Annotated in this window: 17 protein-coding genes and 1 pseudogene; 13 read left to right on the top strand and 5 right to left on the bottom strand. The window is 71.4% G+C overall.

Annotation, left to right across the window (positions count from 1 at the left end):
• Positions 1 to 102: 102 nt before the first annotated feature.
• Positions 103 to 1,074: a right-handed parallel beta-helix repeat-containing protein gene (locus ACQKIP_RS20075; protein WP_365852998.1), complete on the bottom strand. Its 972-nt coding sequence runs from the start codon at positions 1,072 to 1,074 to the stop codon at positions 103 to 105.
• A gap of 244 nt (positions 1,075 to 1,318) precedes the next feature.
• Here ACQKIP_RS20075 and ACQKIP_RS20070 point away from each other — a divergent pair, with 244 nt between their 5' ends.
• The 3 genes from ACQKIP_RS20070 to ACQKIP_RS20060 all read left to right on the top strand — a co-directional run bounded on the left by ACQKIP_RS20070 (position 1,319) and on the right by ACQKIP_RS20060 (position 3,514).
• The gene (locus ACQKIP_RS20070) at positions 1,319 to 2,257 is read left to right on the top strand and encodes a PAC2 family protein (RefSeq protein ID WP_365853000.1); all 939 of its coding nucleotides are present in this window, start codon (positions 1,319 to 1,321) and stop codon (positions 2,255 to 2,257) included.
• Between the two features lie 86 nt (positions 2,258 to 2,343).
• Positions 2,344 to 2,946, top strand: a complete 603-nt coding sequence (coaE, locus tag ACQKIP_RS20065) for a dephospho-CoA kinase (protein WP_365853002.1) — start codon at positions 2,344 to 2,346, stop codon at positions 2,944 to 2,946.
• A gap of 157 nt (positions 2,947 to 3,103) precedes the next feature.
• Positions 3,104 to 3,514 (top strand): tetratricopeptide repeat protein, encoded by a 411-nt coding sequence (locus ACQKIP_RS20060; RefSeq protein WP_365853004.1) that lies wholly within the window; start codon positions 3,104 to 3,106, stop codon positions 3,512 to 3,514.
• Here the strand turns inward: ACQKIP_RS20060 and ACQKIP_RS20055 are convergent.
• Positions 3,511 to 3,774 carry a DUF6343 family protein gene (locus tag ACQKIP_RS20055; protein ID WP_365853006.1) on the bottom strand — a complete coding sequence of 88 codons (264 nt, stop codon included), beginning with the start codon at positions 3,772 to 3,774 and terminating at the stop codon, positions 3,511 to 3,513. The two genes, ACQKIP_RS20060 and ACQKIP_RS20055, sit on opposite strands and share 4 nt — an antisense overlap.
• A 271-nt stretch (positions 3,775 to 4,045) precedes the next feature.
• On the opposite strand from ACQKIP_RS20055, the gene ACQKIP_RS20050 reads away from it, so the two are divergent.
• From ACQKIP_RS20050 to ACQKIP_RS20040, 3 genes are all read left to right on the top strand, one after another.
• Positions 4,046 to 4,948, top strand: a complete 903-nt coding sequence (locus ACQKIP_RS20050) for an acyltransferase domain-containing protein (protein WP_365853462.1) — start codon at positions 4,046 to 4,048, stop codon at positions 4,946 to 4,948.
• A gap of 70 nt (positions 4,949 to 5,018) precedes the next feature.
• Complete coding sequence (locus tag ACQKIP_RS20045) at positions 5,019 to 5,711, top strand: class I SAM-dependent methyltransferase (RefSeq protein WP_365853464.1); 693 nt, start codon at positions 5,019 to 5,021, stop codon at positions 5,709 to 5,711.
• A gap of 158 nt (positions 5,712 to 5,869) precedes the next feature.
• A complete protein-coding gene (locus ACQKIP_RS20040) occupies positions 5,870 to 6,304 on the top strand; it encodes a DoxX family protein (RefSeq protein WP_365853008.1) in 435 nt (144 codons plus the stop codon).
• A 142-nt stretch (positions 6,305 to 6,446) separates the two neighbouring features.
• Here ACQKIP_RS20040 and ACQKIP_RS20035 read toward each other — a convergent pair whose 3' ends face one another.
• A complete protein-coding gene (locus ACQKIP_RS20035) occupies positions 6,447 to 6,953 on the bottom strand; it encodes an RNA-binding S4 domain-containing protein (RefSeq protein ID WP_365853010.1) in 507 nt (168 codons plus the stop codon).
• 189 nt (positions 6,954 to 7,142) lie between these two features.
• Between ACQKIP_RS20035 and ACQKIP_RS20030 the strand changes: the two genes are divergently transcribed.
• From ACQKIP_RS20030 to ACQKIP_RS20020, 3 genes are read left to right on the top strand one after another with little or no spacing between them, the layout of a single operon-like run.
• Positions 7,143 to 8,507, top strand: a complete 1,365-nt coding sequence (locus ACQKIP_RS20030; protein WP_365853012.1) for a M20/M25/M40 family metallo-hydrolase — start codon at positions 7,143 to 7,145, stop codon at positions 8,505 to 8,507.
• On the top strand, positions 8,504 to 10,030 hold the full coding sequence (locus ACQKIP_RS20025) for a YfcC family protein (protein ID WP_427743615.1): 1,527 nt from the start codon (positions 8,504 to 8,506) through the stop codon (positions 10,028 to 10,030). Before ACQKIP_RS20030 ends, ACQKIP_RS20025 begins: the two co-directional genes overlap by 4 nt.
• Positions 10,027 to 11,229: an MFS transporter gene (locus tag ACQKIP_RS20020; RefSeq protein WP_365853015.1), complete on the top strand. Its 1,203-nt coding sequence runs from the start codon at positions 10,027 to 10,029 to the stop codon at positions 11,227 to 11,229. The genes ACQKIP_RS20025 and ACQKIP_RS20020 overlap by 4 nt, the downstream gene beginning before the upstream one ends.
• Positions 11,230 to 11,311: 82 nt before the next feature.
• Here the strand turns inward: ACQKIP_RS20020 and ACQKIP_RS20015 are convergent, their stop codons facing one another.
• Positions 11,312 to 11,980, bottom strand: coding sequence for a GntR family transcriptional regulator (locus ACQKIP_RS20015; RefSeq protein WP_365853017.1), 669 nt, complete (start codon positions 11,978 to 11,980; stop codon positions 11,312 to 11,314).
• A 157-nt stretch (positions 11,981 to 12,137) separates the two neighbouring features.
• Here ACQKIP_RS20015 and ACQKIP_RS20010 point away from each other — a divergent pair, with 157 nt between their 5' ends.
• The 3 genes from ACQKIP_RS20010 (at position 12,138) to ACQKIP_RS20000 (ending at position 15,529) form a co-directional block, all read left to right on the top strand.
• Positions 12,138 to 13,616, top strand: a complete 1,479-nt coding sequence (locus tag ACQKIP_RS20010; RefSeq protein WP_365853466.1) for an NCS1 family nucleobase:cation symporter-1 — start codon at positions 12,138 to 12,140, stop codon at positions 13,614 to 13,616.
• Positions 13,616 to 14,329: an aspartate/glutamate racemase family protein gene (locus ACQKIP_RS20005; RefSeq protein ID WP_365853019.1), complete on the top strand. Its 714-nt coding sequence runs from the start codon at positions 13,616 to 13,618 to the stop codon at positions 14,327 to 14,329. Before ACQKIP_RS20010 ends, ACQKIP_RS20005 begins: the two co-directional genes overlap by 1 nt.
• A gap of 141 nt (positions 14,330 to 14,470) precedes the next feature.
• Positions 14,471 to 15,529 (top strand): glycoside hydrolase family 6 protein, encoded by a 1,059-nt coding sequence (locus tag ACQKIP_RS20000; RefSeq protein ID WP_427743613.1) that lies wholly within the window; start codon positions 14,471 to 14,473, stop codon positions 15,527 to 15,529.
• 31 nt (positions 15,530 to 15,560) lie between these two features.
• Here ACQKIP_RS20000 and ACQKIP_RS19995 read toward each other — a convergent pair whose 3' ends face one another.
• Entirely contained in the window at positions 15,561 to 15,971 is a 411-nt protein-coding gene (locus tag ACQKIP_RS19995; RefSeq protein WP_365853021.1) for a RidA family protein, read from the bottom strand.
• Positions 15,972 to 16,245: 274 nt separating this feature from the next.
• Between ACQKIP_RS19995 and ACQKIP_RS19990 the strand changes: the two are divergent.
• A pseudogene (locus tag ACQKIP_RS19990) lies at positions 16,246 to 17,051 on the top strand (ATP-dependent helicase); the annotation flags it as partial.

The following is a 17,051-nucleotide window of genomic DNA, read 5'->3' as shown; positions in this document are numbered from 1 at the left end:
CCTCTTCGGAGGTGCGGGCCCGCTTCTTTGTTTTCGGGTGTCCGTCCGGTGGGGGCCTGGCGCGCAGTTCCCCGCGCCCCTTCGGGGTGCTCTACCCGAGCGCTACGGCGTGACCGTGATGTTCGTCAGGCCCTTGCCTGCCGTCACCGTGTTGCTCGCGTAGACGGTCGTCCGGCAACTGCCGCTGAAGTTGGTGACGTTGATCGCCAGCTGTTTGTCGCCCGTCGAGCCGGTGAGGTTCGACTTGTTGCCCCGGAACACCGTGCCGCAGCCCCAGCCGGACTGCTGGGAGTGGGTCTCGTAGCCGTTGTTCGTGGTGTTCTTGCCGGTGTTGTTCTCGATGACGTAGTCGTTGCCCTTCACGTCGATCCACGAGTCGTCGTAATGGGCGCCCGTCAGGCCCTTGCCGTCGAAGGTGTTGCCGGAGACCTTGCCGCCGGTGGTGCCTTCCTTGATGTCGACGGCCTCGCCGCCGACGTCCGGGCCGATCGTGTTCCCGATGATCTGTACGTCGTCGCTCTTGTCGGAGAGCGTGTTGGCCGTGCCCACGTAGACGCCCTCTCCCATGCCGCGGCCGTCGTTCCCGGTGTCGTAGATCTTCGAGTTCCTGATGACGCCGCCGCTGCTCGACTTCCGGAAGTGCACGCCTTCCATGTCGAGGCCGTGGACCGTGACGGAATCCACGACCACCCCCTTCGCGGAGTCGATCATGATCCCCTTCTGGCCGCCCGTGACGGTCACTCCCTTGACCGTCCAGTAAGAGGCGCCGTTCAGGTGCAGGCCGTATCCGCCGCCCGCCGTGAGCACCGCCTTCGAGGAGCCGGTCAGGGTGATGCGGGAGCCGGAACTCGCGGCGGTACTCGTCTTGAAGTTCCCGGTGTACGTGCCGTCGGCGAGGTGGATCGTGTCGCCGGGGGAGGCGCTGGTCAGCGCGGATTTGAGCTCGGCGGCCGTGGAGACCTCGATGGTTCCGGCGGCCGCCGGTGCCGGCGATGCGGTGGCCGTGGCGGCCAGGCCCGCGGTGGCGGCCGTCGCGGCGAGCGCGGAGAGGAACAGGGTGCGTCGGGTGCGCATGTGGGGTGACCCTTTCGGTTCTTGTACGTGAACACTGGGTGTGCACATGAACGTAGGGCTGGGTCATGTCCGCGTCAAGGTCTGGACCAGGTTGCGACGGGTATGGCCGGAAGCCGGGTGAACTCGGCGGCTTTCCAGGGGCGTTGACAAGAAGCCGCCGTGAAGAGATGGGGGAGGGAATGCCACCGTCGTTGTCGGCGTTCTGCTGTACGAGTCACGACGAAGAGGGCGAGGAGCGGTCACCGTGCTTGATCCGCAGGGTTTGTACGAATGGGAGCCGAAGGGCCTGGCTGTCGTAGACATGGCGCTCGCCCAGGAGTCGGCCGGACTGGTCATGCTCTACCACTTCGACGGCTACATCGACGCGGGCGAGACCGGCGACCAGATCGTCGAGAAGCTCACGGACAGCCTGCCCGGCCAGGTGGTCGCGCGCTTCGACCACGACCGGCTCGTCGACTACCGCGCGCGTCGCCCGCTGCTCACCTTCCGGCGCGACCGCTGGACCGACTACGAGGTGCCCACGCTCGACGTGCGGCTGCTCCAGGACGCCACGGGTGCGCCCTTCCTGCTGCTCTCCGGACCCGAGCCGGACATCGAGTGGGAGCGGTTCTCGGCGGCGATCGAGCAGATCGTGGAGCGGCTCGGCGTGCGCCTCGCGGTGAACTTCCACGGCATCCCCATGGGCGTGCCGCACACCCGCCCCGTGGGTCTGACGCCGCACGGCAACCGCACCGACCTGGTGCCGGGCCACCGCAGCCCCTTCGACGAGGCGCAGGTGCCGGGCAGCGCGGCGTCGCTCGTCGAGTACCGCCTCCTGGAGGCGGGCCACGACGTGCTCGGTGTCGCCGCGCACGTCCCGCACTACATCGCCCGCTCCGCGTACCCCGACGCCGCTCTGACGGTCCTCGAAGCGATCACCGCCGCGACGGGTCTCGTGCTGCCGAGCGTCGCGCACGGCCTGCGCACCGAGGCGCACCGCACCCAGACCGAGATCGACCGGCAGATCCAGGAGGGCGACGAGGAACTGGTCGCCCTCGTGCAGGGACTTGAGCACCAGTACGACGCGGCGGCCGGCGGCGACGCGCGCGGCAACATGCTCGCCGAGCCCGTGGACATCCCGTCGGCCGACGAGATCGGCCAGGAGTTCGAGCGCTTCCTCGCGGAGCGTGAGGGCGACTCCTAGGCGCCCGGGGGCGCGGGTGCGTGGCCCGGACGGATCGGCGGTGGCCCGGCGGGATCGGCGGGGCGCCACCCTCTAAGCTGCCGGTCATGCTGAAGGTGGGCCTGACCGGCGGTATCGGAGCCGGCAAGAGTGAAGTATCGCGTCGCCTCGTCGCGTCCGGAGCCGTCCTGATCGACGCCGACAAGATCGCGCGCGAGGTGGTGGAGCCGGGAACCCCGGGTCTGGCGGCGATCGTCGAAGCTTTCGGCCGGGAGATCCTCGCACCGGACGGCTCCCTCGACCGGCCGAAGCTGGGCTCGGTCGTCTTCACCGACCCGGAGAAGCTGGCCGTTCTCAACTCGATCGTGCACCCCCTGGTCGGCGCCCGCTCCGCCGAACTGGAAGGCGCGGCCTCGCCGGACGCGGTGGTCGTCCACGACGTGCCGCTGCTCGCGGAGAACGGCCTGGCGCCGCTGTACGACCTGGTGATCGTCGTCGACGCGAGCCCCGGGACGCAGCTGGAGCGCCTCGTGGGCCTGCGGGGCATGCGCGAGGAGGACGCCCGCGCGCGGATGGCTGCCCAGGCGACGCGCGAGAAGCGGCTGGAGATCGGCGACATCGTGATCGACAACGACGGTCCGCTGGAGGGCCTGGAAGAGCGGGTGGGCGCCGTGTGGGCGGACCTCGCGCGGCGGGCACAGGCGGCCTAGCGGGCGGGTGCGGGCGGCCTGGCGGGCGGGTGCGGGCGAGTCCCGGCGGGGGGTGTCCTGCCGGGGGCGTCGGCCTGACGCGGCAGGTATCCGTGTGCACGGAATAGGCGCGCGTGTGAGGGGCGTTGACCCAGTGCAGCGAGGGAAGGAGTCACGCGTGCCCGAAATTACCCCGGAGACCCATGTCATCGACTTCCGTGCGGCGGAGCAGCTCCTTGCCGCGCGGGACCCCCGAGGCGCGGTGAAGCTGCTCGACACGGTCATCGCGGCCCACCCCGAGAACACGGCGGCGCGGCTGCTGCGGGCCCGTGCCTTCTTCGCCGCCGCCCAACTGCGCGCTGCGGAGCTCGAGTTCAGCATCGTGCTGGAGCGTGAGCCGGACAACGCCTTCGCCCACTTCGCCCTGGCCCGCACCTACGAACGCTCGGCGCGGCCCGACCAGGCCCGCCGCCACTTCCGCCTCGCCGCGGCGCTCGACCCGCAGCCGGAGTATCTGGCGGCGGCGCGCTTCGACGACGGCGAATCCGGTGACGCGGGCGACTCCGGGGACGCGGGGCGCGAGGGCTAACCGGCGTTCGGGGGCTCGTACGGAGGGATGTTCCGGCCCGGTTGGTAGTGCGGCCCCTGGCGGATGTGCCGGAGGATCACCGCCGTGTCGGCGGTGACGATCAGCCAGAGCACCCCGCAGGCCACGGCCCAGCCTGGGCGCCCCACGAGGGCGAAGGCGATGGTGCCGAACGTGGCCCAGGCCAGGCCCCACGCGCTGAACCAGAGACGCAGGCGCAGCGGACTGCGTGCGGTCACCGGTTCACTGCCCGTGCGCTTCATGAGAGGTCACCTCTCTCCGCCCCGCGCTACCGCAGCGTCTCCACCCGTCTCCACCTGTCTCCACCCGTCTCTGCTTTCCAGGATCCACCCGTGGGTGGTGGACCGGAAGGGGCTGAGGCTCCAAGATCGTAGATGTGCATCGATCGGGGGTAAGGCTGTGCTGGACGTACTGAGGGACCGGGCGAGGACGGACGAGCGGCTCGCCGCGTGGCTGAAGGATCTGGAGGGCGCCGGGGGCGCTGAGGGCACCGGGGAGCCGCGGGCCGGGGCGGTGCTGCCCCCGGCGGACGAGCTGGCGGACGTGCTGCTCGACCTGGCGGTGCCGCACGAGGACATCAACGACATGGTGGCCCTGCGCGGGCGGCTGACGGGGGACCCGGAGGCCCGCTGGCTGCTCGACCGCAGCGTCGCCGGGACGGTGCGGGACATGGGGGAGGTCGGTGCGGGCCCCGAGTACCCTCCCTTGCCGGCGGAGACGGGCACGCTGGGGGCGTTCTTCTACGTGTACGTCTTCGTGGCGGCCCTGCCCCATGTACGGGCGTATCACCGAAGCCGCGGCATCCCGGACGACATCTCCCGCCGTACGCTCGCGGACCTCGGGCGGCACATGGCGGTGCACCGCAGGGCGCGCGGCGGTCCCGGACTGCTGCACCCGGGCTGGAACGCCCTGCATTTCCGGGGCGAGCTCTATCAGCTGGGGAGGCTGCAATTCCAGCGGTCCGTGCTGGGGGAGCGGATGGGCGGCGCGGCGGCACAGGCGGGGCATCCGGCGCGACGCGGAGACCCGTGTCTGGACCTCCACATCACCGACTTCCGGGGGCCGTTGTCCCCGGAGGCGTGCGACCGGTCGATGACGCTGGCACGGGAGTTCTTCGCGCGGCACTTCCCCGAGGAGCGATATGAGACAGCCATGTGCCACTCCTGGCTGCTCGATCCGCAGCTGAAGCGGTATCTGCCGGCGGACTCGAACATCGTCCGCTTCCAGGAGCGTTTCCGCCTGGTGGAGGCAGATGAGCGGGAGCCGGACGACGGCACTCCCGTCGCGTTCGTCTTCGGCGACCGGGACCTCCCCGTGGCCGGACTGCCGAGACGGACAAGGGTGGAGAGGGCGGTGGGGGACCATCTCAGAGCGGGCGGTCATTGGTACGGAGGGCGTGGCTGGTTCCCGCTGTAGGCCGCGCGGCCGCGGAGTGAGGTGGGAACGGGGCCCCGGAGCGCTTCGTTGACGGGGCATGACTGCTGAGATGCGTGAGGGATACGAGGGGACGGGCCCCGGAGCGATCACGCCGGACGGCTGCGCGGTGGACCTGTACGCGCGCTTGTCCGTCGGGGACGAGCCGGACGTCATCGCCGGTGCGGTGCCGGCCGGGGCGCACATCCTGGAGCTGGGCAGCGGTGCGGGGCGGGTGACGCGTCCGCTTCTCGAGCGGGGGTTCCGGATCACGGCGGTGGACGAGTCCGCCGAGATGCTGGAGAAGGTCTCCGCGCTCGACGGACGGGTGCGCACCGTCCGGAGCCCCATCGAGAAGCTCGACCTGGGCGAGCGGTTCGAGGTGGTGATGCTGGCTTCGTTCCTGGTGCACAACGGCGATGTGTCGGTGCGGCGCGGGATGCTGCGGGCCTGCCGGAGCCATGTGACGGACGAGGGCTGCGTGCTGATCCAGCGGGAGGGCGCGGACTATCACACGAAGCTGCCGAGGGAGCGGATCGACCCCGGCGGGTACACCGTGCGGATCGTGTCGGCGGAGCCGGTGGGGGACGGGGTGAACGAGGTGCACGCGGAGTATGTCTTCCCGGACGCCGTGTGGACACAGACGTTCCGCTCCCGCCCGCTCACGAAGGAGCAGTTCGAGGAGGCGTTGGGGGAGGCGGGACTGAGGGTCGACAAGTACCTGACGGAGGACGGGATCTGGGTACGGGCGGTGCCGGTGCGCTGACGTGCTGGGGGCGGGGGCGGGGGCGCGGTTGGCCCGGCGGGGCGGCGGGTGGGGTGCTGTTGCGCGGAAGTGGTGTGTCGGTGGGCGATGAGTTCTGCGGGGCGGGGCGGTCTATCACGGTGACAGCACAACAGCCCGCTTTCCCCTAGGAGTTCACCGTGACCGCCACCACCGTCACTGCCCCCGCTCCCGCCGGTCGTCGCTCCGTCCGTATCGCTTTGCGCACGGTTCAGGTGTTGCTCGGCCTGTTCTTCGCGCTCGCCAGCGGGATGCCGAAGGTGATCGCGCACCCCACGGCCGTCGAGGCCTTCGAGAGGCTCGGGTGGGGCGAGCCGGGAATGTACGCCATCGGCACGCTGGAGGTGCTCGGCGGGATCGCGCTGCTGATTCCGTTGCTCGGTTCCGTCGCCGCGACGGCCCTCGTCGGGCTGATGGTCGGCGCGTTCATCGTGACCGTGACCGCGCTCGGCGGGGAGAACGCCGCCACGCCTGTCATCCTCATCCTGCCGCTTGCGTGGATCGCCGTGGCACGGCGCGGGAAGACGACGGAGCTGATCGGGCTGCTCCGCCGCGTCCTGCGGCGGGGGGTGTGAACGTCCCTGCACCGGGCGGGAGTTCCGTCCCCGTGTCGAGGGTCCACCGGGCGGTGCCGGGTGAGCCCCCGATGCGGGGACAGAGCCGTTGTGGGTACGGGTACGGGTGCGGGAGCCGGAGCCGGAGCTGCCAGGGGCGCTGTTACTGACCGGCGCCGCGCAGTCGTTCCATCTCCCGGCGGTCGCGTTTGGTGGGGCGGCCCGTTCCCCGGTCGCGTACGCCCGCGGGGGCCACGGCCTCGCGGGGCGGCGGGGGAGGGCTGTTGTCGACGTAGCACTCGACGGCCACCGGAGCGCCGACGCGCTTGCGGATGAGGCGTTTCACGACGACGACGTGTTCACGGCCGTCCGCGTGGCGCAGGCGTACCTCGTCGCCGACGTGCACGCCGTAAGCGGGCTTCACGCGCTCGCCGTTGACCCGCACATGACCGCCCTTGCAGGCCGCCGCGCCCATGGAGCGGGTCTTCACCAGGCGGACGGACCAGATCCAGACGTCGGTCCGCACGGAACCCCCGCCGGCACCTTCGCCCGTACCCCTGCCCGAGCCCGTACCCCCGCCCGAGCCCGTACCCCCGCCCGCCTTCGCGCCCGCCGGAGCGCCGCCGGTCCCGTTTCCGCTGCCGCCACCGCCTGAAGTCTCCGAAGCCATGCCCCGACTTTAATGCCTGCCCGGTGGTTCGCGGCCGGGGTCGCGATGCCCGGCGCAGCACGCGGGCGCGGTGTGGCAGCAGTGCGGCATCCCCGCCCCTACGGCGAGCCGTCCGGGAACCAATCCCCTCGTAGTCCGATAATTCGGGCTGATCTCCGCAAAGCAGGACGAGACCGAGGGGTGCAGCCCATGAAGCTCGAAGCCACCGTCGACGATCTGATGGACACATTGCGCGCCGACCTCGTACGGCTCGCCGCGATCCCCTCGATCGCCTTCCCCGGCTTCCCGGCGGCCCCGGTGCAGGAGGCGCACGATCTGCTGGTCGACCTGCTGCGCGGGGCGGGGGTGTCGAACATCGAGCGGCTCGACCTGCCGGACACCGCGCCCGTGATCTACGGGGAGATCCCGCCGCCGACCCCCGAGGCGCCGACGGTCCTGCTCTACGGTCACTACGACGTCCAGCCGCCGGGCGACGAGAGCCTGTGGAAGTCGCCGCCCTTCGAGCCGACCCCGATCGAGGGCGGCCTGCGCGCCCGCGGCATCGCGGACGACAAGTCCAACGTCATCGCGCACCTGGGGATGCTGCGGGCCTATGGCGGCCGGCCACCCGTCGGGATCAAGGTCGTCATCGAGGGCCAGGAGGAGTACGGCAGCGCCTTCGACGACTATCCGCCCACCGACCCGGAGCGCTTCGCCTGTGACGCCATGGTGGTCGCCGACCTCGGCAACCTCCGCCCCGGCACCCCCACCCTCACCACCGCCCTGCGCGGCGCCTCCGAAGTCGTCGTGGAGGTGCGCACCCTCGACGAACCGCGCCACAGCGGGGAGTTCGGGGGTGCGGCGCCCGACGCGCTGCTCGTGCTCGTCAAGGCTCTGGCCACCCTCCACGACGTACACGGAGATGTGGCCGTCGACGGGCTTCGGCGCGAGGAGTGGAGCGGCACGAGCTACACGGAGGACGAGTTCCGCTCGCTCGCGGGTGTGCGCGAGGGCGTGCCGCTCGTCGGCAGCGGCAGCCTGGGCGAACGCCTGTGGAGCGGCCCCGCCATCACGGTGATCGGCCTGGACGCGCCCGGCGTCGAGCACGCCGCGTCGGCCGTCGTGCCCTACGCGCGCGCCAAGTTGAACCTCCGCTTCCACCCCCGTCAGGACGCGAAGGAGGCGATGGGCAAGCTGGTCGGTCACCTGCGCTCGCTCACACCGTTCGGCGTCCACCTCACCGTCACGCCCGGCGACACGGGACCCGGCTACGAGGCGGCCACCGGCGGCCCCGCCTACCGCGCCGCGCGCGCCGCCCTCAAGGAGGCCTGGGGCGAGGAAGCCTCGTACGTGGCGACCGGCGGTTCCATCCCCCTGGTCAACGGTCTGGCGAAGGCGGCACCCGGCGCCGAGGTCCTGCTCTTCGGCGCCCAGGACAGTATGTGCAACCTGCACGCCCCGAACGAACGCGTCCTCTTCTCCGAGCTGCGCAACACGGTCGTCGCCATGGCCGCCTTCGTGCGTGAGTACGCCGCCGATTTCAGCCGTGACGCTTCCGGGAAGGGCGGCGCATGAGTACCACCGCGACCGACCCCGGCACACAAGAGCCGCAGCCGAAAGGGAAGTTCACCTTCCCCAGCGCACTGACCATCCTCGCGATCGTCACCGTGGCCGTCTGGCTGCTCGCCTTCCTCATCCCGTCCGGCGCCTACGACCGCAACGACAAGGGCGCCCCCGTCGAGGGCAGCTACCACCGCGTCGACTCCGGCCAGAGCTTCGTCGACCGGCTCAACGACCTCTTCCTCGCGCCGGTCAACGGCCTGTACGGGGTCCAGGACGAGAAGTCGGGTCTCGTCGGGCCCGACATGGCCGGTGAGCTGTACGGCAGCGCGGGCGTGTTCCTCTTCGTGCTGGCCATCGGCGCGTTCATCACCGTCGTCTTCGCCACCGGCGCCCTCGACCGCGGCATCGGCCGCCTCGCCCACCGGCTGCGCGAGCGCGGCGCGATGCTGATCGCGGGGGTGATGCTCGTTTTCGCCGTCCTCGGCACGGTCGAGGGGTTCGCGGAGGAGACGCTCGGCTTCTACGGTCTCATCGTGCCCCTGATGCTCGCACTCGGTTACGACCGGATGGTCGCGGTGGGCGCGATCATCCTGGGCGCCGGGATCGGCGTCCTGTGCTCGACGGTCAACCCGTTCGCGACCGGAGTCGCGTCCTCCGCGGCGGACATCTCGCTCGGCGACGGCATCGTGCTGCGCTTCGTGATGTGGGTCGTCCTGACCGCGGTCACCATCGCCTATGTCATCCGCTACGCGAAGCGCGTACAGAAGAACCCGGAACGCTCCCTGACCGGTTTCCTGCCCGGCGACCGTGAGCAGACCGCCGCCGACGCGGGCGAGGTGCCGGAGCTGACGGGCCTGCACAAGGCCCTGCTCGTCCTGGTCGCCCTTGTCTTCGCCTTCATGATCTTCTCGGTGGTGCCCTGGTCGAGCGCGCTGACGGGCAAGGCGGACGCCACTCCGTACGGCTTCGAACTCGGCTGGTCCTTTCCCCAGTTGGCGGCGCTCTTCCTCGTCGCCGCCGTGCTCGTGGGATGCGTGGCGCGGATGGGCGAGCAGAAGCTCAGCTCGACGATCATCCAGGGCGCGGCCGACTTCATCTCGCCCGCCCTGGTGATCGTGCTCGCGCGCGGCGTCACGGTGATCATGAACAACTCGAAGGTCACGGACACCGTCCTGCACTCCATCGAGGGCGTGGTGAAGGGGACGTCCTCCGGACTCTTCGCGGTCATCGTCTTCGTCGTGAACCTGCCGCTCGCCTTCCTGATCCCCTCCACCTCCGGCCACGCGACCCTCGCCATGCCGATCCTCGCCCCGCTGGCCGACTTCTGCGGGGTCTCCCGATCGGTCGTCGTCACGGCGTGGCAGGCGGCGAGCGGCTGGATGAATCTGTGGGTGCCGACCACTGCCGTGACCATCGGCGGCGTCGCACTCGCCAAGGTCGGCTACGACAAGTACTTGCGCTTCGTCTGGCCGCTGCTCGCCATCCTTTTCGTACTGATCTGCGCCTTCGTGGCGCTTGGAGCGGCTCTGACATGACAACGAACGCATCTACTGCAACGGCGGCCAGGCCCTCGGCCGCCGCCTACCGCAATCTCGCCGTCGCCACCATCGGCTTCACCCTCACCTTCTGGGCATGGGACCTGATCGCCCCGCTGGGCAGCGACTTCGGGGAGCGGCTCGGCCTCTCCTCGTTCGCGCAGTCCCTGCTGGTCGCCGTGCCGGTCATCGTCGGCTCGCTCGGCCGCGTCCCGGTCGGCGCGCTCACCGACCGCTACGGCGCCAAGCTGATGTTCCCGCTGGTCTCGGCGCTCACCATCGTGCCGGTGCTGCTGATCATCCCGGCCAAGGGCAGCTACGTCGCGATGCTCGCGGTCGGCTTCCTGCTCGGCCTCGGCGGCACGACGTTCGCGATCGGCATCCCGCTGGTCAACTCGTGGTTCCCGCCCGCGCACCGCGGCTTCGCGCTCGGGGTCTTCGGCATGGGCATGGGAGGCGTGGCGCTCTCCGGCTACTTCACGCCCCGGATCGCCAAGCACGGCGACAACCTGCCGTTCCTGGTCGTGGCGATCGCCCTCGCGGCCTACGCGGTCCTCGCGGCGCTCCTGATCACCGACCGCCCCGACCGTCCGGTGCCGACGAGCCCGCTCACGACCCGCCTCGGTCAGGCGGGGCGGCTGCGGGTGACGTGGGAGCTCTCCGCGCTGTACGCGATCGGCTTCGGCGGCATCGTCGCCTTCGGCGTCTACCTGCCCACGTACCTCAAGACCTGGTACGACCTCTCGCCGACGGACGCGGGCACGAAGGCGGCCGGGTTCGCGCTGGTCACGGTCATCTTCCGGCCGATCGGCGGCTGGCTCTCCGACCGCGTCCACCCGGCGTCGGTCACCTCGGTCGCGCTGGCCGTCGTCGCGGTCTTCGCCATCGTGCAGGCCTTCGAGCCGGGCCTGAACCCCGGCGGCACGATCTGCTTCCTGGTGATGGCGGCCGGGCTCGGCACGGCGAGCGGCAGCGTCTTCGCGCTCGTCTCGCAGGTGACACCACAGGCCCAGGTCGGCTCCGTGACGGGCATCGTGGGAGCGGTGGGCGGCCTGGGCGGCTTCGTCCCGCCGCTGGTCATGGGCGCGATCTACAGCGCCAAGGACTCGTACTCGATCGGCTTCATGCTCCTCTCGGACCTGGCGCTCGCGGGATGCGTGTACGCGTACGGCCGGATGCGGGGGCTGCGGGCCTCGTAGCCCGGCGTTTCGTCACCGGCTGCGCCGAGTCCGTCATCGAGCGCCGGGCGGGCCGACTCTCCCGGCCCGCCCGGCGTTCGGGCTAGTCCTGTTCCTCGTCGCCGAAGAGATGGCGCACCGTCGAGCGGTAGTTGGTCCGCACGTGGGCCAGCGCCACGCGGCGCGCGCGCTCCGCGTCCCCGGACGCCACCGCCTCGTACAACTCCCGGTGCTCCGCGAGGAGATGCGTCCACTCCTCGTTCCGTCGCGTCATCCACCTCAGGCGTCCGTCCACGGGCTCCATGACGGACGTCAGAAGTCCGTTGCCCGCCATCGCGAGGACGCGGTCGTGGAACCGCGTGTTGATGTCCGTGATCGCCTCCGCGTCCGCCGTGCGCGTGGCCACCGCCGCGCTGTCGAGCAGGGCGGCCAGCTCCGCGAGGCCCTCGTCTGTGGCCCGCTGCGCCGCACGCCCCGCCGCGAACACCTCCAACGCCTCGCGCAGCTCGAACAGTTCGGTCACGTCGGTGCGGGTGAGGCGGCGGACCACGGTCCTGCGCGGGGTCTCGAAGGTGACGAAGCCCTCGGCGACCAGGGCCCGGATCGCCTCGCGGACCGGCACCCTGGACACTCCGAGGCGCTCCGCGAGCTCCCGTTCGACCAGGCGGTCGCCGGGCCCGAGGCGTCCGGCGATGATCTCCTGCCGCAGCTCGGCGAGCACACGTTCGCGTACGGCGGCCAGCGGCTGTTCCACGGTCGTCATGGAGTCCATCATTGCCGAACCCCGCATCGATTTACCGATTCGTAACCGTACGGACATTGCCGGGCGCCCCCGGGAGCGGGAGCATGACGGAATCTTTGGTATACCAAACTTTGGTATACCAAAGCGCGCCGCACCTCCGTCCCCCCTTGCAGGAGGCCCCGTGTCCATGACCCAGCGCGCCGACGCCGCCCCGGGCGCCGCGACCGACTTCGTGCCCGACCCCCGCCTCACCAACGAAGACCTCGCCCCCACCACCGAACGCAAGTGGAAGGTCTTCGACCTCTTCGCCCTGTGGATGTCCGACGTCCACAACCTCGGCAACTACACCTTCGCGGCCGGACTGCTCGTCCTCGGCCTCAACGTCTGGCAGATCTTCACCTCGCTCCTCGTCGGCTTCATGCTCATCTACGTCGGGATGAACATGATGGGCCGCATCGGCCAGCGCCACGGCGTGCCGTTCCCCGTCGTCAGCCGCATCAGCTTCGGCGTCTGGGGCGCCAACATCCCCGCCCTGATCAGGGCCGTGATCGCCATCATGTGGTACGGAATCCAGACCTATCTGGCCTCCATCGCCGTCAACGTCATGCTGATCGCGGCCTTCCCGGGGCTCGACTCCTGGACCGAGCACTCCTTCCTCGGGCTGCACGCGCTGGGCTGGTGTTCGTTCGTCGCCCTCTGGCTCGTACAGGGGCTGATCATGACCAGGGGCATGGAATCCGTGCGGAAGTTCCAGGACTTCTGCGGGCCCGCGATCTGGGTCGTGATGATCGCCCTCGCCGTGTGGATCCTCTGGAAGGCCGGCTGGACCATCTCGCTCACCAGCACCCCGAACCCGGTCTCCACCGGTGAGCAGGTGCGGCAGTGGTTCGGCGCCATCGGGCTCATCCTCGCCACGTACGGCACGCTGATGCTCAACTTCTGCGACTTCTCGCGCTTCGCCCCCGACTACCGCACCGTCAAGCGCGGCAACTTCTGGGGCCTGCCCATCAACTCCACGGCCTTCGTGATCCTCTCCGTCGTCGTCACCGCGGGCAGCCTGGAGGTCTTCGGCAAGGCCATCACCGACCCCGCCGAACTGGTCGCCGAGATCGGCAACACCTGGGTGCTCGTCTTCGGGGCGCTCACTTTCGCCGTCGCCACGATGGGCGTGAACATCGTGGCCAACTTCGTCTCGCCGGCGTACGACCTGGCCAACGTCTGGCCGCAGAAGATCACCTTCAAGATCGGCGGGATCATCTCCACGGTCGCCGCCCTGCTCGTCACGCCGTGGAACCTCTACTCCAACCCGACCGTCGTGAACTACTTCCTCGGCGGCCTGGGCGCCTTCCTCGGACCGCTGTTCGGGATCATCGCGGTCGACTACTTCTGGATCAAGCGCGGTCGCATCGACGCCGAAGCGCTCTTCAAGGCCGAGCCGGGATCGCCGTACTACTACAAGAAGGGCGTCAACCCGAAGGCGCTCGCCGCCTTCCTGCCGACGGCCGGATTCGCCGCGGTGTGCGCGCTCGTGCCGTTCTTCGACTACGTCGCGCCGTACTCCTGGTTCATCGGGACGGCCACGGCCGCACTGCTCTACGCGGTGCTGTGCCGCGCCGAGCGGACCGCGTCCGCGGCGCTCGCGGACACGGACGCGGTGGAGGGCTAGTGCGCATCGTCGTCACCAACTGCAACACGACGCGGGCGATGACCGAGGAGATCGTGCACGGCGCGCGGGACGCGGCAGCCCCCGGCACCACGATCACCGGGCTCACCCCCGCGTGGGGACCGGAGTCCGCCGAAGGGTGGCTCGACAGCTACCTCTCGGCGGCCGCCGTCCTCGACACCCTGCGCGCGTACGAGGAGCCGTACGACGCCGTGGTCATGGCCGGGTTCGGCGAGCACGGACGCGAGGGCGCCCGTGAGCTCCTGGACGTGCCCGTCGTCGACATCACCGAGGCAGCGGCGCACCTGGCCTGTCTCCTCGGGCGGCGGTACGGCGTCGTCACCACGCTCGGCCGGGCGCGCGGCCAGATCGAGGACAGCCTGCACGCGGCGGGCGTCGCGCAGAACTGCGCGGCGGTCGTGGGCACCGGACTCGGCGTCCTCGACCTCGGGGACAGCGAGGTCACCGTCCGCGCCTTCCTCGCCGCGGCCGAGCGGGCCCGCGACGCGGGGGCCGAGGTCCTGGTGCTCGGCTGCGCCGGGATGACCGGGCTCCAGGAGAAGGTCGGCGCCGCACTCGACATGCCCGTGGTCGACGGCGTGGCCGCCGCGGTGAAGCTCGCGGAGTCGCTCGTAGGGCTCGGCCTGACCACGAGCCGCGCCGGCGGCTATGCCAAACCCCTGCCCAAGGAACGCACTTGGGGGCGGCAGGAATGAGACCGGGGGCGGCCGTCGGAGTGATTCTTCCCCCGATCTGCCGCCCGATCGGCGGTGTACGAGGCTTGACGCGGGCCGGGCCGCCGCAGACTCCGGGAAGCGCGCCGGGCCGGTCCGGCGCCGAGCAACTGGAGGCGCCCGGTGCCGCAGCCACCCTTCCGACCAACTGGTCGCCCCCGCCCCGGCGGTGCCCGCCCCGCCCTGGCCCGCCCCGCCCTGACCAGGCTCCTGGCCGCCGCGCTGCTGCTCGGCGCGGCGGCGGCGTCCCTCGGAGCACAGGGGGCCGGGGCCGTGCCGCGTGACGACGACCCGGCCCGCTCTCCCGGCGCCACCTTCTGGGTGGACCCGGACAGCCCCGCAGCCCGGCAGGCCACCGCGTGGCGGAGCGCGGGGCGGGCCGCCGACGCCCGGCTCATCGAGCGCATCGCGGGGCGCCCCCAAGCCGTCTGGCTGCACAGCCCCGGGCCGGGCCCCGCGGTCCGCACGGCCACCGAGGCGGCGGCCGCGGCGGGGCACACGCCGGTGCTCGTCGCCTACTTCATCCCGCACCGCGACTGCGGCGCCTACTCCGGCGGCGGTGCGGCGGACGCGGCGGCGTACCGGCGGTGGATCGACGAGTTGGCCGCGGGCATCGGCGACCGTGCCGCGTACGTCGTCCTCGAACCGGACGCCGTCGCGCAGAAGATCGCGGGCTGCGCGAAGGCCGACGCGGACGAGCGCTACGGGCTGCTCGCCTACGCCGTCGACCGCATCAAGGCCCGCCCGCACACCAAGGTGTACCTCGACGCGGGCAACTCCGGCTGGATCCCCGACGAGAACCGCCTGCTCGACCCGCTGCGCCGGTCCGGGATCGCCAAGGCCGACGGATTCGCCCTGAATGTCTCCAACTACCGGACCAACGCCGAGAGTTCGGCGTACGGGCACCGGCTCGCGGGAGCCCTTGGCGGCGCCAAGCACTTCGTCGTGGACAGCAGTCGCAACGGCAACGGCCCCTACACCGGCGGCGACGAGCCTTGGTGCAACCCGCCGGGCCGCGCCCTCGGCACCCCGCCCACGACCGCCACCGGTGACGCCGCGCTCGACGCCTACCTGTGGATCAAGCGGCCCGGCGAGTCCGACGGGACCTGCCGGGGCGGGCCGCCGGCGGGGCAGTGGTGGCCGGAGTACGCGCTGGGGCTTGCGAGCAGGGCCAAGGCGTAAGGACTCGGGGAGGGGGCCGTGGGCCAGCGCGTCAGTCCGGGACCACGGCCGTCGCGGTGATCTCCACCAGCTGGCCGGTGTAGCCGAGGCACGTCGTGCCGAGCAGCGTGGAGGTGTGCGGGCCCTTCGCGAGCAGGTCGGAGGCGCGGACGACCTCCCAGGCCTGGCCCAGCGGGCCCGGGGCGTCGCTCACCACGTACACCGTGCTGGCCACCACCTGCGTCAGGTCGCTGCCGATCGCGCGCAGGGCCTCGTCGAGGTTCGCGATGACCTGCTCAGTCTGGCGCACCACGTCGCCTTCTCCCACGAGATTCCCCTCGGGGTCCAGCGGTACGGAGCCCGCCATGAAGGCGAGCTTGGTGCCCGCTTCGACGAGGGCGGCGTGGGCGTATCCGGGCGGCGGGAAGAGGGTGGGCACGACGGTGCGGTGAGAGGTGGTCATGGGTCCGATCCTGGGGGAGGCGGGTGCCGGGACGCAGCTGAATTTCGTTCCGGTGCGGCTGGCCTAGGCTGGCGGGCGGGAATGACGTGCGGGGATCGTGCGGGAATGACGTGCGCGAATGACGTGCGGCGACGGTGTGCGGGAATGGCGTGCGAGAACGGTGTGCGGGTGACTCAGGGTGAGCGAGGTGGTGACGGTGACGGGCGGGGCTGCTGATCCTGCTTCCGCCGGGGACGCCGCTACCGCAGCTTCCACGGCGCCGTCTGCCGAGCGGATCGCTTCGCTCGTACGCTCCTGCGCCGCCGTCTTCCTCCCCGCCGAGGTGCCGCGGGAAGGGCGGGTCGCGTTCTGGGCGCCGGAGGGGAAGCTTCCGGCGGGGCTTTCCGAGGCGGGGCTCGGCGAGGCGGGGGAGATCGCCGTCGTGCGCCCGCACGGCAAGGGCGTCCGTACCCGTACCGTCCCCGCGCTGATCCTGCCCGTGGCCGAAGCCGCCGCGCTCCTGCTGCGCGCCGCCGCCGGGCCCGCGCACCCCGCCGTGGACTGCTGGGCCGCGGCCGTCCGGCACGCCCTGCACCTGGCCGCGCGGGGCAGGCTGCTGCCCGGCCTGACCGGCGGCGACCTGGACGCGTGGCGGGCCGGGCCGCTGGACGCCGCCGACGTCACGCAGCTGCGGGGGATCGCCGCCGCGCTGCCGGCGGAGGGGCACGCCGTACCGCTGCCCGGCAGCAGGCCCCTCCTGCTTCCCGAGCCGTTCGCCCTGGTCAGAGCCTTCGTCGATGCGGTGGTGGACACCCTGCCGCGCACACCCGCCGCGGCGCACGCGGTCGGCGCCCCCTTCGCGGCGCGGGAGCCGCAGCGGCTGCCGGGCGCCCGGGAGTGGGCCGCGGAGGTGGCGGCCGGGATGGATGCCGGGGTACGGGTGTCGCTGCGGCTCGATCTTCAGGCGCACGAGGTGTTCGACGGGGCTTCGGACGACGTACCCGATGCGGCGTCCGCGGACCGCGCGGGCACGGACGGCCCCCGGGAGAGCATGGCGAGCCCGGCGGCAGCCGTCGTGCAGGTGCACAGCCTCGCCGATCC

The sequence above is a fragment of the Streptomyces sp. NPDC059900 genome, assembly GCF_050270335.1.
In the GTDB taxonomy this organism is placed as follows: Bacteria; Actinomycetota; Actinomycetes; order Streptomycetales; family Streptomycetaceae; genus Streptomyces.
This window is presented reverse-complemented; position numbering and strand designations above follow the sequence as displayed.

What these genes read in the sequence shown, in the direction of transcription:
- ACQKIP_RS20075 (WP_365852998.1), bottom strand. Translation starts at nt 1,074, where the DNA reads ATGCGCACCCGACGCACCCTGTTCCTCTCCGCGCTCGCCGCGACGGCC.
- coaE (WP_365853002.1), top strand. Translation starts at nt 2,344, where the DNA reads ATGCTGAAGGTGGGCCTGACCGGCGGTATCGGAGCCGGCAAGAGTGAA.
- ACQKIP_RS20055 (WP_365853006.1), bottom strand. Translation starts at nt 3,774, where the DNA reads ATGAAGCGCACGGGCAGTGAACCGGTGACCGCACGCAGTCCGCTGCGC.
- ACQKIP_RS20045 (WP_365853464.1), top strand. Translation starts at nt 5,019, where the DNA reads ATGCGTGAGGGATACGAGGGGACGGGCCCCGGAGCGATCACGCCGGAC.
- ACQKIP_RS20035 (WP_365853010.1), bottom strand. Translation starts at nt 6,953, where the DNA reads ATGGCTTCGGAGACTTCAGGCGGTGGCGGCAGCGGAAACGGGACCGGC.
- ACQKIP_RS20030 (WP_365853012.1), top strand. Translation starts at nt 7,143, where the DNA reads ATGAAGCTCGAAGCCACCGTCGACGATCTGATGGACACATTGCGCGCC.
- ACQKIP_RS20025 (WP_427743615.1), top strand. Translation starts at nt 8,504, where the DNA reads ATGAGTACCACCGCGACCGACCCCGGCACACAAGAGCCGCAGCCGAAA.
- ACQKIP_RS20020 (WP_365853015.1), top strand. Translation starts at nt 10,027, where the DNA reads ATGACAACGAACGCATCTACTGCAACGGCGGCCAGGCCCTCGGCCGCC.
- ACQKIP_RS20015 (WP_365853017.1), bottom strand. Translation starts at nt 11,980, where the DNA reads ATGGACTCCATGACGACCGTGGAACAGCCGCTGGCCGCCGTACGCGAA.
- ACQKIP_RS20010 (WP_365853466.1), top strand. Translation starts at nt 12,138, where the DNA reads ATGACCCAGCGCGCCGACGCCGCCCCGGGCGCCGCGACCGACTTCGTG.
- ACQKIP_RS19995 (WP_365853021.1), bottom strand. Translation starts at nt 15,971, where the DNA reads ATGACCACCTCTCACCGCACCGTCGTGCCCACCCTCTTCCCGCCGCCC.